Annotated in this window: 30 protein-coding genes; 15 read left to right on the forward strand and 15 right to left on the reverse strand. The window is 68.4% G+C overall.

The features are described 5' to 3' along the window. Window positions 1–29 precede the first annotated feature (29 nt). Together T8K17_RS07615 and T8K17_RS07620 are read left to right on the forward strand one after the other, a co-directional pair. Window positions 30–665, forward strand: coding sequence for a hypothetical protein (locus tag T8K17_RS07615; protein ID WP_322333897.1), 636 nt, complete (start codon window positions 30–32; stop codon window positions 663–665). A 17-nt stretch (window positions 666–682) separates the two neighbouring features. Then, entirely contained in the window at window positions 683–1,426 is a 744-nt protein-coding gene (locus T8K17_RS07620) for a DUF1223 domain-containing protein (protein WP_322333898.1), read from the forward strand. On the opposite strand, the gene T8K17_RS07625 is transcribed toward T8K17_RS07620, so the two are convergent. The 4 genes from T8K17_RS07625 to rpsU all read right to left on the reverse strand — a co-directional run bounded on the left by T8K17_RS07625 (window position 1,423) and on the right by rpsU (window position 3,680). Then, window positions 1,423–1,818: a nitrile hydratase accessory protein gene (locus tag T8K17_RS07625; protein ID WP_322333899.1), complete on the reverse strand. Its 396-nt coding sequence runs from the start codon at window positions 1,816–1,818 to the stop codon at window positions 1,423–1,425. The two genes, T8K17_RS07620 and T8K17_RS07625, sit on opposite strands and share 4 nt — an antisense overlap. Further along, the gene (gene nthB / locus T8K17_RS07630) at window positions 1,815–2,465 is read right to left on the reverse strand and encodes a nitrile hydratase subunit beta (RefSeq protein WP_322333900.1); all 651 of its coding nucleotides are present in this window, start codon (window positions 2,463–2,465) and stop codon (window positions 1,815–1,817) included. The genes T8K17_RS07625 and nthB overlap by 4 nt, the downstream gene beginning before the upstream one ends. Further along, window positions 2,462–3,148: a nitrile hydratase subunit alpha gene (gene nthA, locus T8K17_RS07635; protein ID WP_322333901.1), complete on the reverse strand. Its 687-nt coding sequence runs from the start codon at window positions 3,146–3,148 to the stop codon at window positions 2,462–2,464. The genes nthB and nthA overlap by 4 nt, the downstream gene beginning before the upstream one ends. 328 nt (window positions 3,149–3,476) lie before the next feature. Next, window positions 3,477–3,680, reverse strand: a complete 204-nt coding sequence (gene rpsU, locus T8K17_RS07640; RefSeq protein WP_028793271.1) for a 30S ribosomal protein S21 — start codon at window positions 3,678–3,680, stop codon at window positions 3,477–3,479. A gap of 169 nt (window positions 3,681–3,849) precedes the next feature. On the opposite strand from rpsU, the gene def reads away from it, so the two are divergent. The 8 genes from def to T8K17_RS07680 all read left to right on the forward strand — a co-directional run bounded on the left by def (window position 3,850) and on the right by T8K17_RS07680 (window position 9,301). Further along, window positions 3,850–4,431 (forward strand): peptide deformylase, encoded by a 582-nt coding sequence (gene def / locus T8K17_RS07645; RefSeq protein WP_322333902.1) that lies wholly within the window; start codon window positions 3,850–3,852, stop codon window positions 4,429–4,431. After that, window positions 4,428–5,129, forward strand: coding sequence for a COQ9 family protein (locus tag T8K17_RS07650; protein ID WP_322333903.1), 702 nt, complete (start codon window positions 4,428–4,430; stop codon window positions 5,127–5,129). Before def ends, T8K17_RS07650 begins: the two co-directional genes overlap by 4 nt. A gap of 179 nt (window positions 5,130–5,308) precedes the next feature. After that, window positions 5,309–6,082 carry an ABC transporter ATP-binding protein gene (locus tag T8K17_RS07655; RefSeq protein WP_322334939.1) on the forward strand — a complete coding sequence of 258 codons (774 nt, stop codon included), beginning with the start codon at window positions 5,309–5,311 and terminating at the stop codon, window positions 6,080–6,082. A gap of 57 nt (window positions 6,083–6,139) precedes the next feature. Then, complete coding sequence (locus T8K17_RS07660; RefSeq protein WP_322333904.1) at window positions 6,140–6,997, forward strand: transporter substrate-binding domain-containing protein; 858 nt, start codon at window positions 6,140–6,142, stop codon at window positions 6,995–6,997. Between the two features lie 83 nt (window positions 6,998–7,080). Next, window positions 7,081–7,794, forward strand: coding sequence for an ABC transporter permease (locus T8K17_RS07665; protein ID WP_322333905.1), 714 nt, complete (start codon window positions 7,081–7,083; stop codon window positions 7,792–7,794). A gap of 3 nt (window positions 7,795–7,797) precedes the next feature. Continuing rightward, window positions 7,798–8,532, forward strand: coding sequence for an ABC transporter permease (locus T8K17_RS07670; RefSeq protein ID WP_322333906.1), 735 nt, complete (start codon window positions 7,798–7,800; stop codon window positions 8,530–8,532). Then, window positions 8,522–9,037, forward strand: a complete 516-nt coding sequence (locus tag T8K17_RS07675) for a GNAT family N-acetyltransferase (protein ID WP_322333907.1) — start codon at window positions 8,522–8,524, stop codon at window positions 9,035–9,037. Before T8K17_RS07670 ends, T8K17_RS07675 begins: the two co-directional genes overlap by 11 nt. Before the next feature lie 39 nt (window positions 9,038–9,076). Then, a complete protein-coding gene (locus tag T8K17_RS07680) occupies window positions 9,077–9,301 on the forward strand; it encodes a YdcH family protein (RefSeq protein ID WP_416153175.1) in 225 nt (74 codons plus the stop codon). Between the two features lie 44 nt (window positions 9,302–9,345). Here T8K17_RS07680 and T8K17_RS07685 read toward each other — a convergent pair whose 3' ends face one another. Both T8K17_RS07685 and T8K17_RS07690 read right to left on the reverse strand, forming a co-directional pair. After that, window positions 9,346–9,843: an Hpt domain-containing protein gene (locus tag T8K17_RS07685; protein ID WP_322333908.1), complete on the reverse strand. Its 498-nt coding sequence runs from the start codon at window positions 9,841–9,843 to the stop codon at window positions 9,346–9,348. Between the two features lie 28 nt (window positions 9,844–9,871). Then, window positions 9,872–10,414 (reverse strand): response regulator, encoded by a 543-nt coding sequence (locus tag T8K17_RS07690; protein WP_322333909.1) that lies wholly within the window; start codon window positions 10,412–10,414, stop codon window positions 9,872–9,874. A 156-nt stretch (window positions 10,415–10,570) separates the two neighbouring features. On the opposite strand from T8K17_RS07690, the gene purE reads away from it, so the two are divergent. Both purE and T8K17_RS07700 read left to right on the forward strand, forming a co-directional pair. Further along, window positions 10,571–11,062 (forward strand): 5-(carboxyamino)imidazole ribonucleotide mutase, encoded by a 492-nt coding sequence (gene purE, locus T8K17_RS07695; protein WP_322333910.1) that lies wholly within the window; start codon window positions 10,571–10,573, stop codon window positions 11,060–11,062. Between the two features lie 2 nt (window positions 11,063–11,064). Beyond that, entirely contained in the window at window positions 11,065–12,162 is a 1,098-nt protein-coding gene (locus tag T8K17_RS07700; RefSeq protein WP_322333911.1) for a 5-(carboxyamino)imidazole ribonucleotide synthase, read from the forward strand. Here the strand turns inward: T8K17_RS07700 and ccmI are convergent. From ccmI to ccmA, 9 genes are all read right to left on the reverse strand, one after another. Then, a complete protein-coding gene (ccmI, locus tag T8K17_RS07705) occupies window positions 12,143–13,555 on the reverse strand; it encodes a c-type cytochrome biogenesis protein CcmI (protein WP_322333912.1) in 1,413 nt (470 codons plus the stop codon). The genes T8K17_RS07700 and ccmI overlap by 20 nt on opposite strands. Further along, the gene (locus T8K17_RS07710) at window positions 13,552–14,031 is read right to left on the reverse strand and encodes a cytochrome c-type biogenesis protein (RefSeq protein ID WP_322333913.1); all 480 of its coding nucleotides are present in this window, start codon (window positions 14,029–14,031) and stop codon (window positions 13,552–13,554) included. The genes ccmI and T8K17_RS07710 overlap by 4 nt, the downstream gene beginning before the upstream one ends. After that, on the reverse strand, window positions 14,028–14,561 hold the full coding sequence (locus T8K17_RS07715) for a DsbE family thiol:disulfide interchange protein (protein ID WP_322333914.1): 534 nt from the start codon (window positions 14,559–14,561) through the stop codon (window positions 14,028–14,030). The genes T8K17_RS07710 and T8K17_RS07715 overlap by 4 nt, the downstream gene beginning before the upstream one ends. A gap of 4 nt (window positions 14,562–14,565) precedes the next feature. Then, entirely contained in the window at window positions 14,566–16,542 is a 1,977-nt protein-coding gene (locus T8K17_RS07720) for a heme lyase CcmF/NrfE family subunit (RefSeq protein ID WP_322333915.1), read from the reverse strand. Further along, a complete protein-coding gene (gene ccmE / locus T8K17_RS07725; RefSeq protein WP_322333916.1) occupies window positions 16,539–17,030 on the reverse strand; it encodes a cytochrome c maturation protein CcmE in 492 nt (163 codons plus the stop codon). Before ccmE ends, T8K17_RS07720 begins: the two co-directional genes overlap by 4 nt. Further along, a complete protein-coding gene (gene ccmD, locus T8K17_RS07730; protein WP_322333917.1) occupies window positions 17,027–17,224 on the reverse strand; it encodes a heme exporter protein CcmD in 198 nt (65 codons plus the stop codon). The genes ccmE and ccmD overlap by 4 nt, the downstream gene beginning before the upstream one ends. A gap of 141 nt (window positions 17,225–17,365) precedes the next feature. Next, window positions 17,366–18,085, reverse strand: a complete 720-nt coding sequence (locus tag T8K17_RS07735; RefSeq protein ID WP_322333918.1) for a heme ABC transporter permease — start codon at window positions 18,083–18,085, stop codon at window positions 17,366–17,368. Window positions 18,086–18,099: 14 nt separating this feature from the next. Beyond that, complete coding sequence (gene ccmB, locus T8K17_RS07740; protein ID WP_322333919.1) at window positions 18,100–18,765, reverse strand: heme exporter protein CcmB; 666 nt, start codon at window positions 18,763–18,765, stop codon at window positions 18,100–18,102. Then, window positions 18,762–19,451 carry a heme ABC exporter ATP-binding protein CcmA gene (gene ccmA / locus T8K17_RS07745; RefSeq protein ID WP_322333920.1) on the reverse strand — a complete coding sequence of 230 codons (690 nt, stop codon included), beginning with the start codon at window positions 19,449–19,451 and terminating at the stop codon, window positions 18,762–18,764. Before ccmA ends, ccmB begins: the two co-directional genes overlap by 4 nt. 306 nt (window positions 19,452–19,757) lie before the next feature. On the opposite strand from ccmA, the gene T8K17_RS07750 reads away from it, so the two are divergent. From T8K17_RS07750 to T8K17_RS07760, 3 genes are read left to right on the forward strand one after another with little or no spacing between them, the layout of a single operon-like run. Beyond that, window positions 19,758–20,954, forward strand: a complete 1,197-nt coding sequence (locus T8K17_RS07750; protein ID WP_322333921.1) for a CaiB/BaiF CoA-transferase family protein — start codon at window positions 19,758–19,760, stop codon at window positions 20,952–20,954. Window positions 20,955–20,993: 39 nt separating this feature from the next. Then, window positions 20,994–21,797: an enoyl-CoA hydratase gene (locus T8K17_RS07755; RefSeq protein ID WP_322333922.1), complete on the forward strand. Its 804-nt coding sequence runs from the start codon at window positions 20,994–20,996 to the stop codon at window positions 21,795–21,797. A gap of 24 nt (window positions 21,798–21,821) precedes the next feature. Then, complete coding sequence (locus T8K17_RS07760; RefSeq protein WP_322333923.1) at window positions 21,822–22,496, forward strand: DNA-3-methyladenine glycosylase I; 675 nt, start codon at window positions 21,822–21,824, stop codon at window positions 22,494–22,496. Window positions 22,497–22,522 lie beyond the last annotated feature (26 nt).

Raw genomic sequence — 22,522 nt, forward strand, 5'->3', positions numbered from 1 at the left:
TCGGAGCGGATGCTGGAGGGCCGCGCGCCATGACCCGAGGACTGCTGTTCCTGCGATTGCCGTTCTTCCTGGCCGCCGCGCTCATGCTTTTCGCCGCCGTTCCTGCCTCGGCCCAGTGGCTGCACGACGCGCAGCCCGCCCCGGCCCAGCCTAACCCGGTCCACACCGTGCCGGCCGAGCCCTCCGTCCTGCCCGACCTGCGGGCCGATCTGCCGCCGTGGCAGCGCACCCTCTACAAGACCGTGACGTTCCAGGCGGTGGCGAATGCGACCGATCTGCTGCTGTTCGACACCCTGATCGGCGGGCACGCGGTCCTGCTCGGCGGTTTCGTGGTCGCCAATGCCGCGACCGCGGCCGGGCTGTACTACGGCTTCGAATATCTTTGGCAGCGCGAAGGTCCGACGCTGGCGGAGACCGACGAGACCACGATCCTGAAGAAATCGCTGCTCTTCCAGTCGGTCAACGGCGGGCGGATCTTCCTGCTCGGCTACGGGCTGGGGGCGTCGGCGCCGGCGGCGGCGCTGCTCGCCGGGACCGTCTTCGTCACCGATCTCGCGGTGTTCTACGCCAACGAGTATGTCTGGGACGTCTTGCGGCCCCTGGAGGTCGGGAGCACCGCCGAGCCGCCGATCACGGCGTCTTCAATTCCCGTGAGCTACCGCTGACGGGTAGTCTTCCCGGCATGATCACCCGTCGATCCTTTACCCTCGCCGCCGTTGCGGGTGCCGCCGCGGCCGCGATCCCCGGCATTCCGGGCGCCGCCGCCGCGTCGCGGCCGGTCGTCGTCGAGCTGTTCACCAGCCAGGGCTGCAGCTCCTGTCCGCCCGCCGATGCCTATCTCGGCCGGCTGGCGGCGCGCGAGGACGTCATCGCGCTCGCCTATCATGTCGACTACTGGGACTATATCGGCTGGGCCGATCCCTTCGCCGACGCGACCTATACGACGCGGCAGCGCGCCTATCGGGATGCGCTGGGCAATCGGACCCTCTACACGCCGCAGATGATCGTCGACGGCGAGGCGGATGCGGTCGGCTCCGACAGTCGGGCGGTGGATGCCCTGATCCGCGAGCATCTGGAGGCCGCGGGAGATGCGCGTCCGGTGGTCCGGGTCGAGGCGTCGCTGTCGCGGGGCGAATTGCATGCCCAGATCCACGACACCGGCATGCCCGGTCCGGCCGACGTGCTGGCGGTCGCCTACGATACCCACCACAGGACCGAGATCCGACGGGGCGAGAACGGCGGCGTCACCTTGGATAATTTCAACGTGGTGCGGGCGATCCGCAAGATCGGCGAGTTCCACGGTCCGGGTCGGACGCTGAGCGTGCCGGCCAAGCCCTGGACCCAGGTCGAGGGCGGCATCGCCATCCTGGTACAGGGTGCGGAACACGGCCCGATCTGGGGGGCGACGAAAGTCCTCGTCGCCTAGTCTTCCTCGTCTTCCGGCAGCAGGATCGGCTCGCCATGGGGTGCTCGCTGGGCGGCCCGGTCCCAGGCGTTCTTGCGCTTGAGAAGCTGGTCGACGGTCAGGTCGGTCTTGGCCAGGACCAGACCCTCCAGCGCCTTCAGCCAGTGCTGATAGTAGGTGTCGCCCAGATCCGGATCGCCGTCGGCCTGGGCCGCCTTGATCTCGTCGGACAGGGCGGTCGCCCATTCGTTCCAGGTATAGAGCCCGGTCTCGTGCAGCTTGACCGCGATGGCGAAGGCCTGCGCCTCCCACGGCTCGCGGAACACCGGCCCGTCATGGTCGACGGGGATGCGGGGCAGGCTGTCCAGATTGACGGTGGTGCCCAGGGACGGGGCTGAAGCGGTCGCGGTCATGCCGGTTCCAGATAGGGTTCCCAGAGATCGGCATGCACGCTGCCGCCCTGGCTCTGCGGTCCCCACAGCTCGTCGGCCGCGAAGGAGACGTTGTAGAGGTGGTGGGCCGTCTTGTGGTCGCCGGTGGCGCTGGTGTCGGCGAAGACATGGGCGCCGTGATGCATCACTACCGTGCCCACATGGCCGCGCATGTAACGCGGCGCGCGGGTATGGCCGGTCGGGTGGAAGGTCTTCACCCGCACCGTGCTGCCCACCGCGAACAGCGGCGCATTCGGCACCTCGCGGATATAGGGCGAGCCCTGCTGCAGCGCCTTGAACACCCGCTCGGCCGGGAGCGCCGGGATCTTGCCTGGGCCGGAGGCCTTGCCGCTCTCCAGCTCCTCCGGCGTGACCAGGCCCTTCTCGACCAGCATGGTCTCCACGCCGTGCAGCCACTGCTCGTAGTAGGTGTTGTCCAGGTACTGGGCCGGGGGCTGGCGTTCGCGGGCGTAGCGGGCCTCGTCGATCGACCATTGGCCGAGGCCGCCGCAGGCGAGCGTCAGGGCGAAGGCCTTCTTCTCCCAGTCGCCGTGGAAGAGGGGATGGACGGGCTCGTCCTCGACCGGCCCGAAGCCGTGCATCCCGCCCATGTCATGCGCGCCGTTCATTGGGCCGCCTCCTGACGGGCGGGGTACTGCACCGTCTCCACGCCGATCATCGAGTTGCGGGTGACGAGATCGGCCAGTTCCGCCTCGCTCAGCCCTTCGGTGCCGGCGGGGCGCTGGGGCAGGACCAGGTAGCGCATCTCGGCGGTTGAATCCCAGACCCGGATCTCGACATCGTCGGGCAGGGTCGTGCCGAAATCGGCCAGCACGCCGCGCGGATCGTTGACCGCGCGCGAGCGGTAGGGGGCGGACTTGTACCAGACCGGGGGCAGGCCCAGGACCGGCCACGGGTAGCAGGAGCACAGGGTGCAGACGACCATGTTGTGGGTTTTGTCGGTGTTCTCCACGACCACCATGTGCTCGCCCTGGCGGCCCTCGAAGCCGAAGGACTTGATGGTGGTGGAGGGATCCTCCAGCAGCTTCTTCTTGAAGGCGGGATCGGTCCAGGCCTTGGCGACGACCAGGGCGCCGTTGCGCGGGCCGACCTTGGTCTCGTAGGTGTCGATGAACACGTCGAGGGCGGCGGGATCGACCAGCCCCTTTTCAACCAGCAGCGATTCCAGGGCCTTCACGCGAAGCTGAAGCTCGCTCAGCCGCGGATGCTCGTGGTCGTGGTCATGATCGTGGTGGTGATCATGATCATGGTGGTGGTCGTGGTGATGGTGGTCGTGATCGTGGCCGCTCATGCCATCCTCCCGGGCGTTTCGCAGGAGGGTAGAGCAGATCGCTGGGAGAGGAAACGGGGTGCGTGGCGTCTGGCGGCTCCGTGGCGCCGGGTCCCGGCCCGCCCAGATATTCAAGGCTCCCGTCATCCCGAACTTGTTTCGGGACCTCATTGACTTCAGGCCCGGGCAGAGGTCCCGAAACAAGTTCGGGATGACGGTTTGAGGCGCAAGCGTCCAGCGATCAAGTCGTTAATCGAACCCATTCGGCCAACGCAAAAAGCCGCCCGGTCCGGGGCGGCTCAGCGTCGGCAATGTCGGGGCGGTCGCTGGCGGACGGCCCGGCCGGGGACTAGTAGCCCTCGCGCTCCATGCGCTTGCGCATGAGCTTGCGATAGCGACGGACCGCCTCAGCGCGCTCACGAGCCTTCTTCTCAGACGGCTTCTCGTAGTTGCGGCGCAGCTTCATCTCGCGGAAGACACCTTCGCGCTGCATCTTCTTCTTCAGCGCGCGCAGGGCCTGGTCGACGTTGTTGTCGCGAACGGATACTTGCACGGGTTTCGCACTCCTTTCCTCGTTGCCTCGGCACAAATAAACGCCAGCACGATGGACCCGATACCGGATCAATCGGCCAGCACTTACGGTAAGTATACCTCAAAACGCCGTGCCGTTCCAGGGCCGCGTCCGCTGGACCGACCCCGATGGGCGCGCTATATGCCTCATCATGAATGCGAAGTCCATAGTCCGTGCGGGAGATCCGGTCCTGCGTCGCGTGGCGGCCCCGGTGGCCGACCCCCGTGCACCCGAAATCGCCGAGCTGATCCGCGAGATGGAGGCCAGCCTGGCGGAAGCCGGCGGCATCGGTCTCGCCGCCCCGCAGATCGGCGTATCGGAGCGGGTTATCCTGGTTTCCGTGCCGGCGACCCGCAAGACCGACGACCCCGAGGACGGTCCGCTGCCGCTGACCGCCCTGATCAACCCGGCGCTGACGCCGGTCGGCGACGACATGGCGCTGGGCATGGAGGGCTGCCTGTCGATTCCGGGACTGCGCGGCGAGGTCCCGCGCTGGCTGCGGGTGCGGCTGACGGCGACCACGCCGGAGGGGGAGCCGGTCGACACGGTGATGACCGGCATGCGCGCCCGCGTGCTGCAGCACGAGGTCGATCATCTGAACGGTATCCTGTATCTCGACCGGATGACCGATTTCACCCACTTCGGCTATGTCGAGGAACTGATCGAGGCCGACATGCGCGACCGGCCCTCCCCATCGCCCCAGCCTGACGCCACAGAGGAACCGGTGACATGAGCGCTGACCGCCTGGAGCAGCAGACCGGCCCGGCAGAGCCGCCCGTCAATCCGATGGACACGCTGCGGGACCGGATCCTGGATGCCGCCCTTCCCAACGTGCTGTTCGACGGCTGGACCCGCCGAAGTCTGACCGACGGGGCCCGATCCGCCGGCCTCGTTCCGGAGGATGTGGATATCGCCTTTCCCAGGGGCGTGCGCGATGCGGTCGGCTACTGGCTGTCGCGGGCGGACGACCGGATGGCGGCCGACATGGAGGCCCATGGCCTCGAGGGGCTGAAGATCCGCGAGAAGGTGGCGCTGGGCGTGCGCCTGCGCCTGGAGGCGGTGGAGCCGCACAAGGAGGCGGTGCGCCGCGCCCTGTCCTTCCTGGCGCTGCCGGGTAACACGGGTATGGCGGCGCGCAGTCTGTACCGCACGGTCGACACGATCTGGTGGAAGTGCGGCGACACCGCGACCGATTTCAATTTCTACTCCAAGCGCGGCCTGCTGGCGGCGGTGTTCAGTTCCACGCTGCTGTACTGGCTCGACGACACGTCGGAGGGCCATGCTGAGACCTGGGCGTTTCTCGATCGCCGGATCGGCGACGTGATGAAGGTGCCGAAGATCACGGCCCGGCTGAAATCGCTGGGCAACTTCCTGCCCAATCCGGGCCGGTTCTCCCGCGCCTGGCGGGCGGCCCGGGGCTCGTCCGTCTAGCAGAGGTTCGACGCTCTCCCCGTGGGGAGAGTCTGTGCACGGAAATGCACTGATAGCGCTTGCCGACCGGTTCAAGCCGGTTATGCTGCTGCATTAGCTTTTTGTTGCAGCGCAAGGTGGGTTTGTTGCAAGTCGCCGCCGAGGCCCGGACCACGGGCAGTTCGACCGCCTCTCCGCCGATGCTGGAGGTCACCGACCTCCACAAGCGCTTCGGGTCCCTGGAAGTCCTGAAGGGCGTCTCGCTCTCGACAGCCAACAGCAACGTCATCTCGATGATCGGCGCCTCCGGATCGGGCAAATCGACCTTTCTGCGCTGCATCAACCTGCTCGAGATTCCCAATTCCGGGGAAGTCCGGGTCGACGGCGAGCTGATCCGGATGGAGCCGGGGCGCGGCGGCGTTCTGAAGCCGGCCGACACCAAGCAGGTCGACCGCATCCGCTCCCGCCTCGCCATGGTGTTCCAGAGCTTCAACCTCTGGACCCATATGACCGTGCTGGAGAATGTGATCGAGGCGCCCGTCCATGTGCTCGGCGTGCCGAAGCGCGAGGCGATCGACCAGGCGATGGCACTGCTCGACAAGGTCGGCATCGCCGACAAGCGCGACCAGTATCCGGCCCATCTGTCCGGAGGTCAGCAGCAGCGCTGCGCCATCGCCCGCGCGCTGGCGATGGAGCCGCGCGTCATGCTGTTCGACGAGCCGACTTCGGCCCTCGACCCCGAACTGGTGGGCGAGGTGCTGCGGGTGATGCGCCAGCTCGCCGAGGAGGGGCGCACGATGATCATCGTGACCCATGAGATGCGCTTCGCCCGCGAGGTCTCGGACGAGGTCGTGTTCCTGCACCAGGGCCGGATCGAGGAACAGGGTCCGCCGTCCCAGGTGTTCGGCAATCCCGACTCGGAGCGTTGCCGCCAATTCCTCGCGACCACCGAAGGGATGGGCGTGGGGCAGTAGACCCCCAAGAACCGGTGAAATCCGGATGGGGACGTGTTCAACCAGGAGGACTTCACAATGAAAAAGCTGACCACGCTGCTGGCGGTCACCGCACTGGCCGCCGGCGTCGCCACCGGCGCTTCGGCCGCCGACTGGGGCAAGGGCTCGACGGTGCGGATCGCCACCGAGGGCGCCTATGCCCCGTGGAACTACACCGACTCCTCGGGCAACCTCGTGGGCTTCGAGGTCGATCTCTACAAGGATCTCTGCAAGCGCCTGGAGCTCGAGTGCACCCTGCAGCAGCAGGCCTGGGAAGGCATCATCCCGGCGCTGCAGGCGGGTAAGTACGACGCGATCATGGCCGGCATGTCGATCACCGAGAAGCGCATGGAGGTCATCACCTTCTCGCGTTCCTACGCCGCCACGCCGGGCGTCTTCGTCGTCAAGTCCGACGGCCCCTACGCCGATCTGACGACCGACGTGGACGCGGTCACGATGTCCGATCTGGATGACGCCGAGAAGGCCGCCATCGCCAAGGTGAAGGAAGCCTTCGCCGGCAAGACCATCGGCGTGCAGATCGCCACCACGCACGAGAACTTCCTGAACGAGTTCATCGCCGGCGACGTGACGGTGAAGACCTACGACACCCAGGAGAACCTGGACCTCGACCTGCAGGCCGGCCGCGTGGACGCCGCGCTCGCCGCCCTGTCCTACTGGAAGCCGCTGCTGGAGAAGGACGAGGGCAAGGGCCTGAAGATCGTCGGCCCGGGCTTCACCGGCGGCCCGTTCGGCAACGGCGTGGGTGCGGGCATCCGCAAGGAGGACCAGGCCCTGGCCGACATGTTCTCCAAGGCGATCGGCGAGGCCATTGCCGACGGCAGCCTGAGCAAGCTCTCCATCGAGCATTTCGGTTTCGACGCCTCGGCCAAGGAATGATCCTGGCCGGATAGACCTTTGGGGCGGGGACGGCCGACCGGCCGTCCTCGCATGCTTTTCGACTGTCGGGGGATGACGGGCGCATGCCGGAATGGATGAGCCTGCTGGCCTGGGGAGACTCGGGCTGGGGCGACGAGATGGTTCGGGGCGCCGGCTGGACGCTGCTGGTGGCGGTGCTGGCCTTCGCGCTGGGCATCGCGGTCGGTATCGGCGGCGCGGCGGTGAAGCTGTCCCGGGTCCCCCTGGTCCCGCTGCTCGGCGACGTCTACACCACCCTCGTCCGGGGCGTGCCGGACCTGATCACCATCTACATCATCTTCTTCGGCGGCGGGCAGGCGGCGATGGCCGTCGCTAAGCTGTTCGGATACAACGGCTATATCGAGTTCAACGCGCTGACGACGGGCGTCCTGGCGCTGGGCTTCATCTCCGGCGCCTACGCCACCGAGGTGATCCGCGGCGCCGTGCTGGCGGTACCCAAGGGCCAGATCGAGGCGGCCAAGGCCTGCGGCATGAGCCGCTGGGTGATGTTCCGCCGCATCCTGGTGCCCCAGGTCGCGCGCTACGCCCTGCCGGGTCTGGGCAATGTCTGGCAGCTCACCCTGAAGGACACCTCGCTGATCTCCGTCGTCGGCCTGACCGAGATCATGCGCCAGGCCTTCGTCGCCTCGGGCTCGACCAAGCAGCCGATAGTCTTCTTCATCTCCGCGGCGGTGCTTTACCTGGCGCTGACCTCGCTCTCCAACAAGGTGTTCCGCGAGGCCGAACTGGTCGCCAATCGCGGCGTGCGGAGGGCCTGAGCGATGGTCACCCTGTTCGACCGCCCGGACAACACCTGGGAGCTGATCGCCAACGGGCTTCCCTGGACCCTGACGCTCGCCGGCTCGTCCCTGGCGATCGGGTTCTTCCTGGCGGTCGGGCTGGCGCTGGTCCGGCTGTCGCCGTACCGGCCGCTGCAGGCGATCGCCTATGCCTATGTCTACCTGTTCCGTTCCACCCCGCTGCTGGTGCAGATCTTCCTGATCTATTACGGGCTCGGCCAGTTCGAGGCGGTGCAGCAGAGCTTCCTGTGGCCGTTCCTGCGCGAGGCGCATTGGTGCGCTATCCTGGCGCTCACCCTGAACACCACGGCCTATACGTCGGAGATCATCCGCGGCGGCCTGCTGGCGGTCCCCTGGGGACAGGTGGAGGCGGCCAAGGCCTGCGGCATGAGCGCGGCGCTGCGCTTCCGCCGGGTGATCTTCCCCCAGGCGATCCGCCAGGCCCTGCCGGGCTACGGCAACGAGATCGTGCTGATGGTCAAATCCACCTCGCTGGCCAGCACCATCACCATCCTCGACATGACCCTGATCGCCCGCAAGGAGACCTCGGCCACCTTCAGCCTGGAGCCGTTGTTCATCGCTGCGGCGTTCTATCTGGCGATCAACTTCCTGGCGACGCGGGGGATCATGTGGCTGGAGTACCGGCTCTCTCCGGAGCTCCGCGAGGCGCGGACCGGCAAGACGCTGCCCGATCAGGAGGTCGCCGGTGTCCATTGAACTCCTGCCCTTTCCGGCGGCGGAGGTGGACCTGCTGGAGACCTGGCTCGCCGCGCCGCATGTGAAGCGCTGGTGGAAGCCGCACTGGAGCGCGCCGGTGGTGGAGGCGTTCCGTGCCGGCACGCCGGTACCGGACTGGCTGCGGCCCTGGCGGATCGATCTGGATGGCCGGCCCATCGGCTATGCCCAGGACTACGACGCGCTGCAGGACGGCGATGTCTGGCTGCAGGTCAATGGCGTCGGGCCGGGGACGCGGGGGATCGACCTGCTGATCGGCGAAGAGGACGTCGTAAACCGCAAGCACGGCCGTGCGGCCATCCGCGCCCTGACCGCAAAGCTCTTCGCCGAAGCCGGCTGCGACCGGGTCGTCGCCGATCCGCATCCCGACCATTGGGGCGCGATCATCGCGTTTCAGAAGGCCGGATACCGCGAGCGCGGCCGCCACCGCTTCCCGTCCGGACAGGTGATGGTGGTGACCGCGGCGAAAGCGGTTTGGAAAGCTTGAACCTCGGCGACTTTTGAGGAACGTTACCAGACAGACGCCGTGCGCATCGCGACCGAGGGCTCTGTGGAAGATCTGGAAGAACTGAAACGCCGGCTCGCCGAACTGAAGACCGAACACCGGGATCTGGACGACGTGATCGCCCGTCTGATCGAGCATGCGCCTTTCGACCAGATCCAGCTTCAGCGGCTGAAGAAGCGCAAGCTCTCCCTGAAGGACCAGATGAGCCGCATCGAAAGCCAGCTCCTGCCCGACATCATCGCGTAGCTTCCCGTTCCCACCCCCGTCATCCCGAAGTCGAGTGTGTGGCGTCAGCCACTCTTCCGGTCGTTATACTTCAGGATCACCTTGCGCAGGCCGCCGCGCAGCTCGGCGCCGATCGGGCCGCCGTCGCCCTTGATCTTGGCCTGGCTGATCGCCTTCAGGGCGTCCACATGCATGCCCAACACTTCGGTTTCCGCCGCGCCGATCTGTTCCGACAGGTCGATGAACTTGCAGGCGCTGTCGCCGACCTGGCTGACCAGCGGGTAGCCGAAGGTGCCGGCCTGGCCGCGCAGGTCGTGCAGCATGCGCCGGACCCGGCCCAGCGCCTCCTTGTCGGCGCCGTCGCTGGCGCGCACCGCCTCCATCTCCTGGCCCAGGGCCGGGATCGCGGCGGCGAAGATCTCCTCGAACTCGCCGGACAGTTTCTGCACCTGCTTGTCCGCGCGCCGGATCAGGTTCGCCGGATCGACCCCCTGCTCGATCCGGACCTTCTTGCGGATCGGGTTCGGGTTCTCGATGAACTCGACCTTCGGATTGTCGCTCATCCCCGCGTCCTCGCGTCTCGGCCCGGTATCACGCCTGGCTCCTCACATCGACATCCTTTCCGGCATCCATCGACCGGTCGTCGGCCCGTCGCCGCGGGCCCTTGTAGATCGGATCGAAGCGCCGCCGCCGGTCGGGACCGAAATAGGACCCGGTGCGCACGAACCGGCGCGGATTCTCGATGATGGAGACGATCCGGGCATAGATCGCGGCGGCCGAGACCGGCTTGGCCAGGAACTCGGTCATCCCGGTGTCGCGGGCCTGCAGCACGTTGCGGGCGATGGTATTGGCGGAGACGACGATCACCGGCGTGAGCGGATTCAGCCCGCGTTTGCCCCCGCGGACCGTCTGCAGAAGCTTGGCGCCGGACATCCCGTCCAACTCCCAATCCATGACGATGATGTCGGCGGCGTTGTTGCGAAGTTCCTCCAGCGCCTCCTGCCCGTCGCGGGCCTCCTGCACATGGGTCACGCCGAGTCCTTTGATGACGTTAACCAATATAGACCGCATGAATCGGTTATCCTCGACCACAAGGACCGAGATCGCGTCCAATGCATACGTCTTCATCGACATCAGCTACGCCTTTGATCACAAGAGTTTATTCTAACCGTCGCAACCTGCGATGTCAGCAAGGCTGGCTGTTCTTGAATGAGACCGGTCCCGTTCGTATAGTCCGCGGCTTCGCGGCCACAGGCGGCTGCGGGCACAATCGACAACTTGGAGGCGAGTATGCCCTCTCCCAAGGTCGGCGTGATCATGGGCAGCCAGTCCGACTGGTCAACCATGAAACACGTCTGCGACGTATTGGACGCCCTCGGGGTCGCGTATGAAGCGCGCATCATCTCGGCCCACCGCACGCCGAAGCGGATGGTTGAGTACGCCGAGGCGGCCAAGGGGCGGGGGCTTCAGGTGATCGTCGCCGGCGCGGGAGGTGCGGCGCATCTGCCGGGCATGGTCGCCTCCCTGACCTCCCTGCCGGTGCTCGGCGTACCGGTCGAGAGCAAGGCGCTGTCGGGCTGGGACAGCCTCCTGTCGATCGTGCAGATGCCGGGCGGCATTCCGGTCGGCACCCTGGCGATCGGTAAGGCCGGGGCGACCAATGCGGGGCTGATGGCCGGATCGATTCTCGCCCTGTCCGACCCCAAGGTGGACGAGACGCTGGCCGCCTGGCGCAAGGCCCGGACGGACTCGGTCGCCGACGCTCCCTCGGACGAGGGCTGAGCATGGCATCCCGCCGCCCCGGCCCGCTTCCCGCCAACGCGATCATCGGTATTCTCGGCGGCGGTCAGCTCGGCCGCATGACCGCCCTGGCGGCGGCTCCGCTGGGCTATCGCTGCCACATCTACGACCCGGATGCCGAAGGCGGACCGGCGGCCCAGGTGTCCTTTGCCGCGACCTCCGCCGCGTGGGACGACTGGGCGGCCCTGGACGCCTTCGCCCAGGCGGTGGACGTGGTCACCTACGAATTCGAGAACGTGCCGGTGGCCACGGTCGAGTACCTGATGTCGCGGGTTCCCGTGCGGCCCGGCCCCATGGCGCTGGAAGTGGCCCAGCACCGGGTCGAGGAGAAGAGCTTCGCCCGCGCCCAGGGACTGGAGACGGCGCAGTTCTGGGGCGTGACCACCCTGGACGAGCTGATCGACGGCCTGTCGGCGGTGGGCGTGCCGGCGATCCTGAAGACCTGCCGTCTGGGCTACGACGGCAAGGGCCAGATCCGGGTCGACATGGATTCGAGCCTGGCCACGGTCTGGGAGGATCTGGGCAGCGACGACGCGATCCTGGAGCGCATGGTCCCGTTCGTCACCGAGGTCTCGGTGATCGCCGCGCGCGGCCTGGACGGCGAGATCGCCTGCTTCCCGGTGACGGAGAACAGCCACGAGGGCGGCATCCTGCGCCGCTCGGCGGTACCGGCCCGGGTGTCGGACGAGATCGCCGAGGCGGCCCGCAAGGCGGCGGAGACGCTGATCGCCGCGCTCGACATCGTCGGCCTGCTGGCGGTGGAGATGTTCGTGACGGCGGAGGGCGAGGTGCTGATCAACGAGGTGGCACCCCGGCCGCACAATTCCGGTCACTGGACACAGAATGGCTGCGCCACCTCGCAGTTCGAGCAGTTCGTGCGCGCCGTCGTCGGTCTACCGCTCGGGCCGACCGACATCCTGGTGGAATCCGAGATGCTCAACCTGATCGGCGACGACGTGGAGAAGGTGGCGGGCTATCTGCGCGATCCGGACGCCCATGTGCATCTCTACGGCAAGGCGGAGGCCCGCCCCGGCCGCAAGATGGGCCACGTGAACCGGCGGCTCAGCCCGCGCCGAGGGTAGCCAGCCGCTGCTCGATGGCGTCGCGGATCGGTGAGCCTTCCGGCAGGCTCTCCAGCAGCCGGCTCCACAGCGCGCGGGCGGTATCGGTGTCGCCCTTGCGCTCCGCGATCATGCCGCCGAAGAACAGTCCTTCGGGATTTTCCGGCTCTAGGTCGCGCACCCGCGCCACGGTGTCGATGAACTCCTGCGGCATCGCCCGGTTGGCGGTGCCCGGCGGGAACAGGGCGCGGGCATAGTCGAGCTGAACATCGGCCCGGTCGGGTGCCCGGTCCGCCGCTTCCTTGTAGGCAGCGACAGACTTTTCCGCCTCGCCCAGCACCTGCCAGGACCGGCCGAGCCGCAGCCAGCCGTCGATGTCGCTGGGATCGGCTTCCAGCCGGGCCTGCAATCCGTCCACCATGCCGCGGATCATCGACAGCCGGTCGTCCGCCGACATGGACTGGGCGGCGGCGACATCCTCCTGGCTGGGCCCGCGGGGACCGCCTGTTTCGGGCCGTTCGCCGCCGACCTGATCGCGCAGGGCGGCGAGGTCGAGGTTGTTTTCGGCGGCGACGTCTTCGATCCGCTGCATCAGCCCGGCCCGCCAGGGGGCGTCCGGCGGGGTGTCGGCCGCCAGGGTCAGCCATTGCCGCAGCGCCGCCTCGGCATTGCCGGCCTGCAGGGCGCCCAGGGCGAGATAGTAGCGGGCGCGCGGATCGGCCGGCGCGATGTCCAGAACGTTCTCGAAGGCCCGGCGGGCATCCGAAGTGACGATTCCCCGGTCGCGCCGGACCAGCGCCTCGGCCATTTCGCCGAGCGCATCGGCCCCGCCGCCCAGCTCGGCGGCGCGCTTGAAGGCCAAGGCGGCCGGCTCGAAATCCCCGAGCGCCAGACGGGAACGACCCAGGAGCATCCAGCCCTCCAGGTCGTCAGGCTGATCGCCCAGACGCTGCTCGAGGCTCTGCACCATGTCCATGATGCCCCGCTGACGCTGGGCGAGTTCGGCCATGCGGGTGCGTTCGTCCGCCCGTGCGGAGAGCGGCAGATCGGGCATGCCCGGGCTCCCCGCCCGGAGGTAGACCAGCCCGGTGGCGATCGGCAGGCCGAGGATCACGAGACCCGCGACCGTGAACCGCCGCCAGCGAGACGCCGCCGCGCTCGCGGCCGGTGCCGCCTCGTGCCGGTCCGCTTCGGCCAGAATCCGGCGTTCGACCTCGATCCGGGCCGCGTTGGCCTCGCTGTCCGCCAGCCGGCCGGCCGCGCGGTCGCGCTCGATCTCGGCCAACTGGTCCTTCAGCACGGCAAGCCCGTGCTCGGCCCGTGTGGCACCCGGCGCCTGCCGGCGGACCAGCGGCGCGATCAGGGCGAGCACGGCGGCGAGTGCCAGAATGCCGGCGACGATCCAGAACATCATGCCGGCCTCCCCGTTCCGTCGTCATCCTCGTCGAGCAGGGCGTCGAGCCGCATCTGCTCCTCCGGCGTCAGGGGCGCCGGGCCGGCCGACCTGCGGCGCCGCGCGAAGGCGACGATCACCGCGATCGCCCCGAGACCGAGCAGGACGGCCGGGCCGTACCAAAGGATCAGGGTGCTCTCCGTCTTCGGCGGCTCCAGCAGGACGAAGGGGCCGTAGCGGGCGACCAGGAAGTCTAGGACCTGCTGATCGCTGTCGCCGGCCAGCAGCCGTTCGCGGACCAGCAGGCGCAGGTCGCGGGCCAGTTCGGCGTTGCTGTCGTCGATCGACTGGTTCTGACAGACCAGGCAGCGGACCTCGGCGCTGAGCGTGCGCGCGCGGGCCTCCAGGGCTGCGTCGTCCAGCACCTCGTCGGGCTGCACCGCCAGGACCGGCGCGCTCGCCAGCAGCAGCAGGGCAAAGAGCAGGGCGCGGATCATTTGGCCAGTTCCTTCAGCAGCGGCACCAGCGTCGCCTCGGCCACCCGCTCTGTGACCTCGCCCACATGGCGATGGCGGATCACCCCGTTGCCGTCGATGACATAGGTCTCCGGCACCCCATAGACGCCGAACTCGATGCCGGTGCGGCCGTCGCGGTCGACGCCGATGCGCTCGTACGGGTCGCCGAGATCGGCCAGGAAGCGGCGCGTGGCCACCGGATCGTCCTTATAGGCGAGGCCGTAGACCGTCACGCCGTCGCCGGCCAGCGCCTGCAGACGCGGGATCTCGGCCCGGCACGGCGCGCACCAGGAGGCGAAGATGTTGACCAGCACCGGCTTGCCGGCGAGGTCCGACGAGGCAAGACCGGGGGCGCCTGGCTCCAGCCCCGGCAGGTCGAAGGCCGGCACCGGCTTGTCCAGGAGCACCGACGGCAGCTCCTGCGGGTTGCGTCCCTCCAGGATCGGCCAGGCGAGGGCCACGACCAGCGCGATGGCGGCCAGCAGCGGGATCAGGGCAAAAAGGCGGCGCACGGGTTCAGTCGTCTCCGCCGGCTGCGGCGAGATCCATCCGGGCGCGGCGCGGCGCCGGGGCGCCGACGCGCAGGCGCCGGTCGGCCAGCGACACCAGCCCGCCCAGCGACATCAGGAAGCCGCCGACCCAGATCCACATCACCAGGGTCTTGTAGTAGACGCGGATGGTCCAGCGATCCCCGTCGGCCGGCTCGCCGAGCACGGTGTAGAGGTCGCCGGCCGGTCGCACCCGGATCGCGGCCTCCGTCGTCTGCTGGCCCTCGGCCGGGAAGAAGCGGCGTTCGGATTCCAGACGATGGCCGTCTTCCAGAACGAAACTGCCGACCTGGGCGTTGAAGTTCGGACCGGCGCGCTCGGTGACCCCCTCGAAGGTGAGGGTATGGCCGGCGATCTCAACCTTGTCGCCCGGTGCCGCGTAGCGCACGACCTCGGCGCTGAAATAGGTCTCACCGACCGCGCCGACGATGAACACCGCCAGCCCGAAATGGGCGAGGGTCATGCCGTATGCGGAGCGCGGCAGACCGGCGGCGCGGGACAGGGAGGAGGACAGCGGCACCCGGAACAGGCGGACCCGGTCGGCCCATTCGGTGAGCACGGCGATTGCCAGCCACGCGGCAAGCGCCATGCCCAGGGCGGCCCCGACCGGCGCGCCCTGGAGCCAGGCCAGCGCCATGCCGACGCAGATCGCGATGATGGCCGCGGCCCAGAGATTGTGCAGGGCGCCGGCCAGATCGCCGCGCTTCCAGGCCAGCATCGGGCCGATGCCGAGCGCGATGATCAGCGGCACCATCAGCGGCACGAACGTCGCCTCGAAGAACGGCGGGCCGACGGAAACCTTCTCGCCGGTCACGGTCTCCAGCGCCAGCGGATAGAGGGTGCCGATCAGGACCGTGGCGGCGCCGGTGGCGTTGAGCAGGTTGTTCAGCACCAGCCCGCCCTCGCGGCTGATCGGGCGGAACACGCCGCCCCCCTCCATCGTCGGCGCGCGCCACGCGTAGAGCGCGAAGGAGCCGCCGATGGCGATGGCGAGCAGAACCAGGATGAACATGCCGCGCTCCGGATCGACCGCGAAGGCATGGACGCTGGTCAGCACGCCGGAGCGGACCAGGAAGGTCCCGAGCAGCGACAGGGCGAAGGCGATCAGGGCCAGCAGGATGGTCCAGCTCTTCAGGGCGTCGCGCTTCTCCACCACGATGGCGGAGTGCAGCAGGGCGGTCGCCGCCAGCCAGGGCATGAAGCTGGCGTTCTCCACGGGATCCCAGAACCACCAGCCGCCCCAGCCGAGTTCGTAATAGGCCCAGCCCGAGCCCAGCGTGATGCCGGCGGTCAGGGCCACCCAGGCGGCCAGGGTCCAGGGCCGCACCCAGCGCGCCCAGGACGGATCGACGCGACCTTCCAGCAGGGCGGCCACGGCGAAGGAGAAGGTGGTCGAGAGCCCGACATAGCCGAGGTAGAGCATCGGCGGATGCAGGGCGAGGCCGATATCCTGCAGCAGGGGGTTCAGTCCGCGGCCGTCGATCGGCGCCGGGATCACCCGCTCGAAGGGGTTGGAGGTGAACAGGATGAAGGCCAGGAAGCCGATGCCGATCAGGCCCTGGATCGCGATGGTCCGCGCCCGCAGGCTTTCCGGCAGGTTGCCGCCGAAGGCCGCCACCGCCGCGCCGAACAGCGACAGGATCAGCACCCAGAGCAGCATCGAGCCCTCGTGGTTCCCCCACACGCCCGAGACCTTGTAGAGCATCGGCTTCAGGGAATGGGAGTTCTCGGCCACGTTGGAGACCGAAAAGTCGGAGGTCACAAAGGCGTGAGTCAGTGCGCCGAAGGCAAAGATCAGGGCGGCGAACTGCACCAGGGCGGCCGGCTGCGCCATCTCCATCAAGGTGGAATCACGCCGCGCTGCGCCGTAGAGCGGCACGACCGTCTGGAACACCGCGACGACCAGGGCGGCGGCCAGGGCCAGATGGCCGAGCTCGGCGATCAAGAGTCGCCTCCGGCGTTCGGGGCGGTCCCGGGAGCAGCCGTGCCGGGCGGCGGATCGCCCTCCTTCCAGTGACCCTGTTTCTTCAGCGCGTCGGCGACCTCCTTGGGCATGTAGGTCTCGTCGTGCTTGGCCAGGACTTCGTCGGCCTGGAAAACGGCGTCCCGCAGGCGCCCCTGGGCGACGATGCCCTGACCCTCGCGGAACAGGTCGGGCAGGATGCCCACATAGCGCACCGGCAGGCTGGTATTGCCGTCGGTCACCACGAACCGGATCTCCGCGTCGGCGGGCCCGCGCTCGACCGAGCCGCTTTCCACGAGGCCGCCGATGCGGATGCGCCGCTCCGGATCGGTCGGCTGCGCCTGCAGGTCGGTCGGACTGAAGAAGAAGACGACGCTGTCCTCGAATGCGGTCAGCACCAGCCCGGCGGCGATGCCGAGAAAGGCGAGGCCGCCGACGATCATGGCGATGCGCTGGTTCTTGCGGGTCATCGTCCGTCCTCCGCCCGGTCTTCGCCGGCGCGTCGACGGATATCGGCGCCGAGCTCGCGCAGACGGGCCACTTCCGCCTCTTGGCGGCGGGCACCAGTCCAGGAATGGATCAGGAGGCCGATCAGCACGAGCGCGGCGATGCCGTAGGACGGCCAGACATATGCCGCGTATCCACCCATCGAGAAATAGTCCACGCCCGGTTCTCCCCGGTCTGTCACTCACGGGTCCCTGCGCACCCTTGTCCGTCAAACCTAAGGCGTCAGACCCGCTACGCCAAGCGTGACGGCGGCCTGCGCCGTGCGGCCAATCGCATCACGGGGCGACAGGAATGTGGGTTAACGGGCCGCCGCGGCAAGCCGCATCTGGCGCAGGCGGCGTCCGGCATAGAGGCTGCGCAGCCGGAGGATCATCATCACACCGAACAGCGAGAAATACGCGCTCGCCATCAGCATCAGCGGCAGCAGCATTTCCGGGGCGATGGACGGTCCGTCCATGCGCAGCACGCTGGCCGGCTGGTGCAGGGTGTTCCACCAGTCGACGGAGAACTTGATGATCGGCAGGTTGACCGCGCCGACCAGCGCCAGCACCGCCCCGGCCCGTCCGCCCCGGTCCTGGTCGTCGAAGGCGTTCACCAGCGCGATATAGCCCAGATACAGGAAGAACAGGATCAGCACGGAGGTCAGCCGGGCGTCCCAGACCCACCAGGTGCCCCACATCGGCTGACCCCAGAGCGACCCCGTGGCGAGCGAGATCAGGGTGAAGCCCGCGCCGATGGGTGCGGCCGCCCGGGCCGCGAGATCCGCCAGGATATGCTTCCAGATCAGGAAGGACGCGCCGGCCAGCGCCATGGTCGCGTAGCAGGCCAGGGCCGCCCAGGCCGCCGGCACGTGCACATACATGATCCGCACCGTCTCGCCTTGCTGGTAATCGGCGGGGCTGTCGAACAGCGCGTAATACAGGCCGGCGGCGAACAGGCCGGCCGACACCGCCCCCAGAACCGGCAGGAGGGCGTTGGCGATGCGGAAGAACCGGGTCGGGTTGGCGAAGCGGTGCATGGGGTGGATATCGCTCAGTCGAGCGCCTGGCGCAAGGCGGCACCCGCGGCAAGCGGCGCCAGCGGGATGGAGGCGGCCAGGATCGCGCCAAGAAACAGCAGATGCACCCGAACCGACAGCCCGGCGCCGGACGCTTCCACCGCGGACACCGCGAAGATCAGTACCGGGATCAGCAGGGGCAGGACGATCAGCGCCACCAGGACGCCGGCCCGCCGCGCCCCGACGACCAGCGCGGCGCCCACCGTGCCGAACAGGCTGACCACCGGCGTGCCGATCGCCAGGGTGGCGACCAGGGTCCAGTAAGCATCGGCGGCGAGGTTCAGGCTCACGGCCAGCAGCGGCGCCAGCACCAGCATCGGCAGCCCGGTCGTCAGCCAATGGGCGCAGGCCTTGGCCAGGGCCAGCAGCGACAGGGGCAGGCCGGACAGGGCGAGCTGCTCGAGCCCCCCGTCTTCGGAATCCTGCTGGAACAGCCGGTCGAAGGAGAGCATCGCGGCGAGCAGGGCGGTGACCCAGAGCACCGCCGGCGCGATCCGGGACAGCAGTTCCGGCGTCGGGCCGAGGCCGAGCGGGAACAGGGCGACCACGACCACAAAGAAGGCGAGGGTCATCGCGATATCGGTGCCCTGGCGCCGGGCGAGGCGCAGGTCGCGGGCGACGACGGCGAGAAACGGTCTCACACCAGGCCCTCTTGCGACATCTCGTCGAAGGCATCGGGCCTCCAGGCGAAGGCGCCCGGGTCCAGGGTCGCATCGCCCGGTCCGAGGTCGAGGGCGATGTGGGTGGCGGCGATCACCATGCCGCCGGCGGATCGGTGGCCGGCGATGGCCCGCTCGAGCGCGGCGACCGAGGCGGCATCGAGGCCGACCGTCGGTTCGTCCAGCAGCCAGAGCGGCGCCCCTGAGGCGACGACCCGGGCCAGGGCGACCCGGCGGCGCTGGCCGGCCGACAGCCATCCGGCCGGCAGATCGGCCAGCCGCTCCAGGTCGAGCAGGGCGAAGGCCCGATCCAGGGTTTCCTGGGAGCGCCGTCCGGCGACCGCCAACAGGGTTTCGGCATTCTCGCGCGCCGTCAGCGCCGATTTCAGCGCGTCCGCATGGCCCAGATAGGCGATGCGACGGCCGTGGGCGGCCGGATCGTCGCCGATCGGCGCGCCGTTCCAGTTCACCCGACCCCGCAGCGGCGCCAGCAGTCCGGCGACGACCCGCAGGACGGTGCTCTTGCCGCCGCCGTTCGGACCGGCCAGCCGTAGGGCGCCGCCGACGTCCAGCGCCAGGGACAGCCCGGCGAATACCGGGCGTCCGCCGCGGATCACCGCGAGCTCGGAGGCGGTCAGGGGGGCGGGTGCTGTGGAGAAATCGGCCATCGATCCTCTATAGCGCGGGACGCGGGCGATTTCACGGATTGCAGGGAGCGGGGAAAAAACCGGTGGAAGCGGCACCGCATCTGCGGGGGGAGGGGAGGGTGCGATGCCGCTTCCGAGGCAGTCCGGGAGTAAACTCCCGACCAGATCATGGCTCTTTGACTGGCCTTGAAACGGATATGGGAACGGTGGGCGGCGGTTTCGAGTCCATATGGGCGCTGCGACACTCCGCCGCATGACGTTTATTGCGAGGATTGGCGCACCTGCCGGTGTCGTCTAGTCTGCCCGCGCTCACAGGGAGGAAAATAAATGCCGTTCACGCCCGCTTCAGACGCTTTGAAGCACATCAAGGTGCTCGACCTGACCCGCGTCCGGTCCGGGCCGACCTGCGTCCGCCAGCTCGCCGACTGGGGCGCCAATGTCATCAAGGTGGAACTGCCGGAGGCGCTCGAAGGCGGCAACCAGCTCGGCGGCAAGCGCCATGGCTCGGATTTCCAGAACCTGCACCGCAACAAGCGGGCGATCTCGCTGAACCTGAAGGACCCGGACGGTGTCGCGGTCCTGAAGAAGCTGGTGGAGAGCGCCGACGTGGTGGTGGAGAACTTCCGCCCCGACGTGAAGACCCGCCTCGGCATCGATTACGAGGCGCTGTCGGCGATCAATCCCCGCATCGTCTACGCCTCGATCTCCGGTTTCGGCCAGGACGGCCCGTACGAGAAGCGCCCGGGCTTCGACCAGATCGCCCAGGGCATGGGCGGGCTGATGAGCATCACCGGCCTTGTCGGCCAGGGCCCCGTGCGCGCCGGCATCCCGGTCGCCGACCTCACCGCCGGCCTGTTCGCCTCCATCGGCATCTTCATCGCCCTGCTGGAGCGCGGCGAGAGCGGCAAAGGCCAGTGGGTGCAGACCTCGCTGCTGCAGGCCATGACCTTCATGCTCGACTTCCAGGCCGCGCGCTGGACCATGGACGGCAACGTGCCCAAGCAGGCGGGCAACGATCATCCGACCTCGATCCCGACCGGCGTGTTCACCACCACCGACGGCCACATCAACATCGCCGTCGCCGGCCAGGCGATCTGGAAGCGGTTCTGCACGGCCATCGGCCGCGACGACCTGACCGATCATCCGGACTATTCCACCGGCGAGCTGCGCTCGGCCAACCGCCACGCCCTGAACGCGATCATCGACGAGGTGACGCGGAACAAATCGTCGGAGGAGTGGGTCGACCTGTTCAACGAGGCCGGCGTTCCGGCCGGGCCGATCAACACCATCGACAAGGTCTTCCAGGACCCGCAGATCCAGCATCTCGGCATGCAGCGCGGGGTGGACTCCCCCAATGTCGGCCGCCGGATCGACCTGGTGGCCCAGCCGATCAAGATGTCGCGCACGCCGAGCGAGATCGTCGTCTATCCGCCGGATCCGGGCGAGCAGACCGATGAGATCCTGGCCGAGCATGGCTACAGCGAGGCGGAGATCGCGGACTTGCGCGCCCGCTCCGTGATCTAACTTCATCCGAACAGACAGAACGCAGGAGTTCCCCAGACCATGGCTACAGCCGAAGCCTCCGAAAACCGTCTTCTCGTCGAGCGCCGCGGGCGCGTCGGCGTGGTGACCTTCAACAACCCCGCCAAGCACAACGCCATGTCGCTCGACATGTGGCGCGAGGGCCGCGAGGCGGTCGCCACCTTCGCCGAGGATGACGAGATCCGCTGCGTCGTGCTCACCGGTGCCGGCGACAAGGCCTTCGTGGCCGGCGCCGACATCTCGAAGTTCGAGAACGAGCGGTCCTCGGTCGAGCATATCGAGGTCTATAACGAGGCGGTTGCCGACTTCCACGACACCGTCCAGAACCTGCGCAAGCCGACCATCGCGCGGATCAACGGCTACTGCATCGGCGGCGGCCTCGCCATTGCGCTGGACGCCGATATCCGCGTCTGCTCCGACGACTCGCGCTTCGCCGTGCCGGCCGCCAAGCTCGGCATCGGCTATGCCTTCGAGGGCGTGCGCCGACTGTACGACATTGTCGGCCCGCAGTTCGTCGCCGAGATCTTCTACACCGCCCGCCAGTTCGACGCCGAGGAGGCCCGGATCATGGGCCTGGTGAACCGGGTGGTGCCGAAGGCAGAGCTCGACGACGTGCTGTGGTCGATGGCCGACCGGATCGCCGGCAACGCCCCGCTGTCCGTCCAGGCGGTGAAGGCGTCGCTGATCGAGCTCGCCAAGCCGCAGGGCGACTGGGACCTGTCCCAGCCGGACGAGGCGGTGCGCAAGTGCTTCGGCAGCAACGACTACAAGGAAGGCCGCACCGCCTTCATGGAGAAGCGGGCCCCCAACTTCACGGCGACCTGACGCCGGAACCGGGAGACGGGTGCGATGACCGCATCCTTCGACGACCTCTACGCCCGTGCCGCCGCCCGCAAGGGCGGCGACGCGGCGCTCGAGGCGCTGCTGGGGACGCCGAAGAGCGCGGCCGAGCTGGCGGCCATCCCGGACGAACGGTGGCTCTCCGACATGACCCGGCGGATCTTCCAGTCCGGGTTCAACTGGAAGGTCATCGACGCCAAGTGGGACGGCTTTGAGGCTGCCTTCTGGGGCTTCGACGTGGGCCGCTGCGCTTTGATGAGCGACGAGGATTTGGACGCCCTGGTGTCCGACACAAGGATCGTGCGCAACGGCGCGAAGATCCGCTCGGTCCGCGAGAACGCCGCCTTCCTGCAGGATCTGGCCGCCGAATACGGATCGGCCGCGAAGTGCTTCGCCGAGTGGCCTGCCGAGGATTATGCCGGGCTGCTGGAGATGCTGAAGAAGCGCGGGTCGCGCCTCGGCGGCCGGGTCGGGGCGATCGCCATGCGGTTCATGGGCCGCGACGGCTACGTCTTGTCGGAAGACGTGGTGACGGCATTGATCCGCGAGGGCGTGGTCGACAAGGAGCCGACCTCGCGCAGGGACGTGGCCGCGGTGCAGGCGGCGTTCAACGCCTGGGCCGCGCAATCGGGCCGCCCGCTGTCCCATATCAGCCGGGTTCTGGCCTTCGGGGTCGACGCGTAGACGCGTCCGACTCTGTATCTCTCAGC

It is taken from the genome of Thalassobaculum sp. OXR-137 (assembly GCF_034377285.1).
Classification (GTDB): domain Bacteria; phylum Pseudomonadota; class Alphaproteobacteria; order Thalassobaculales; family Thalassobaculaceae; genus Thalassobaculum.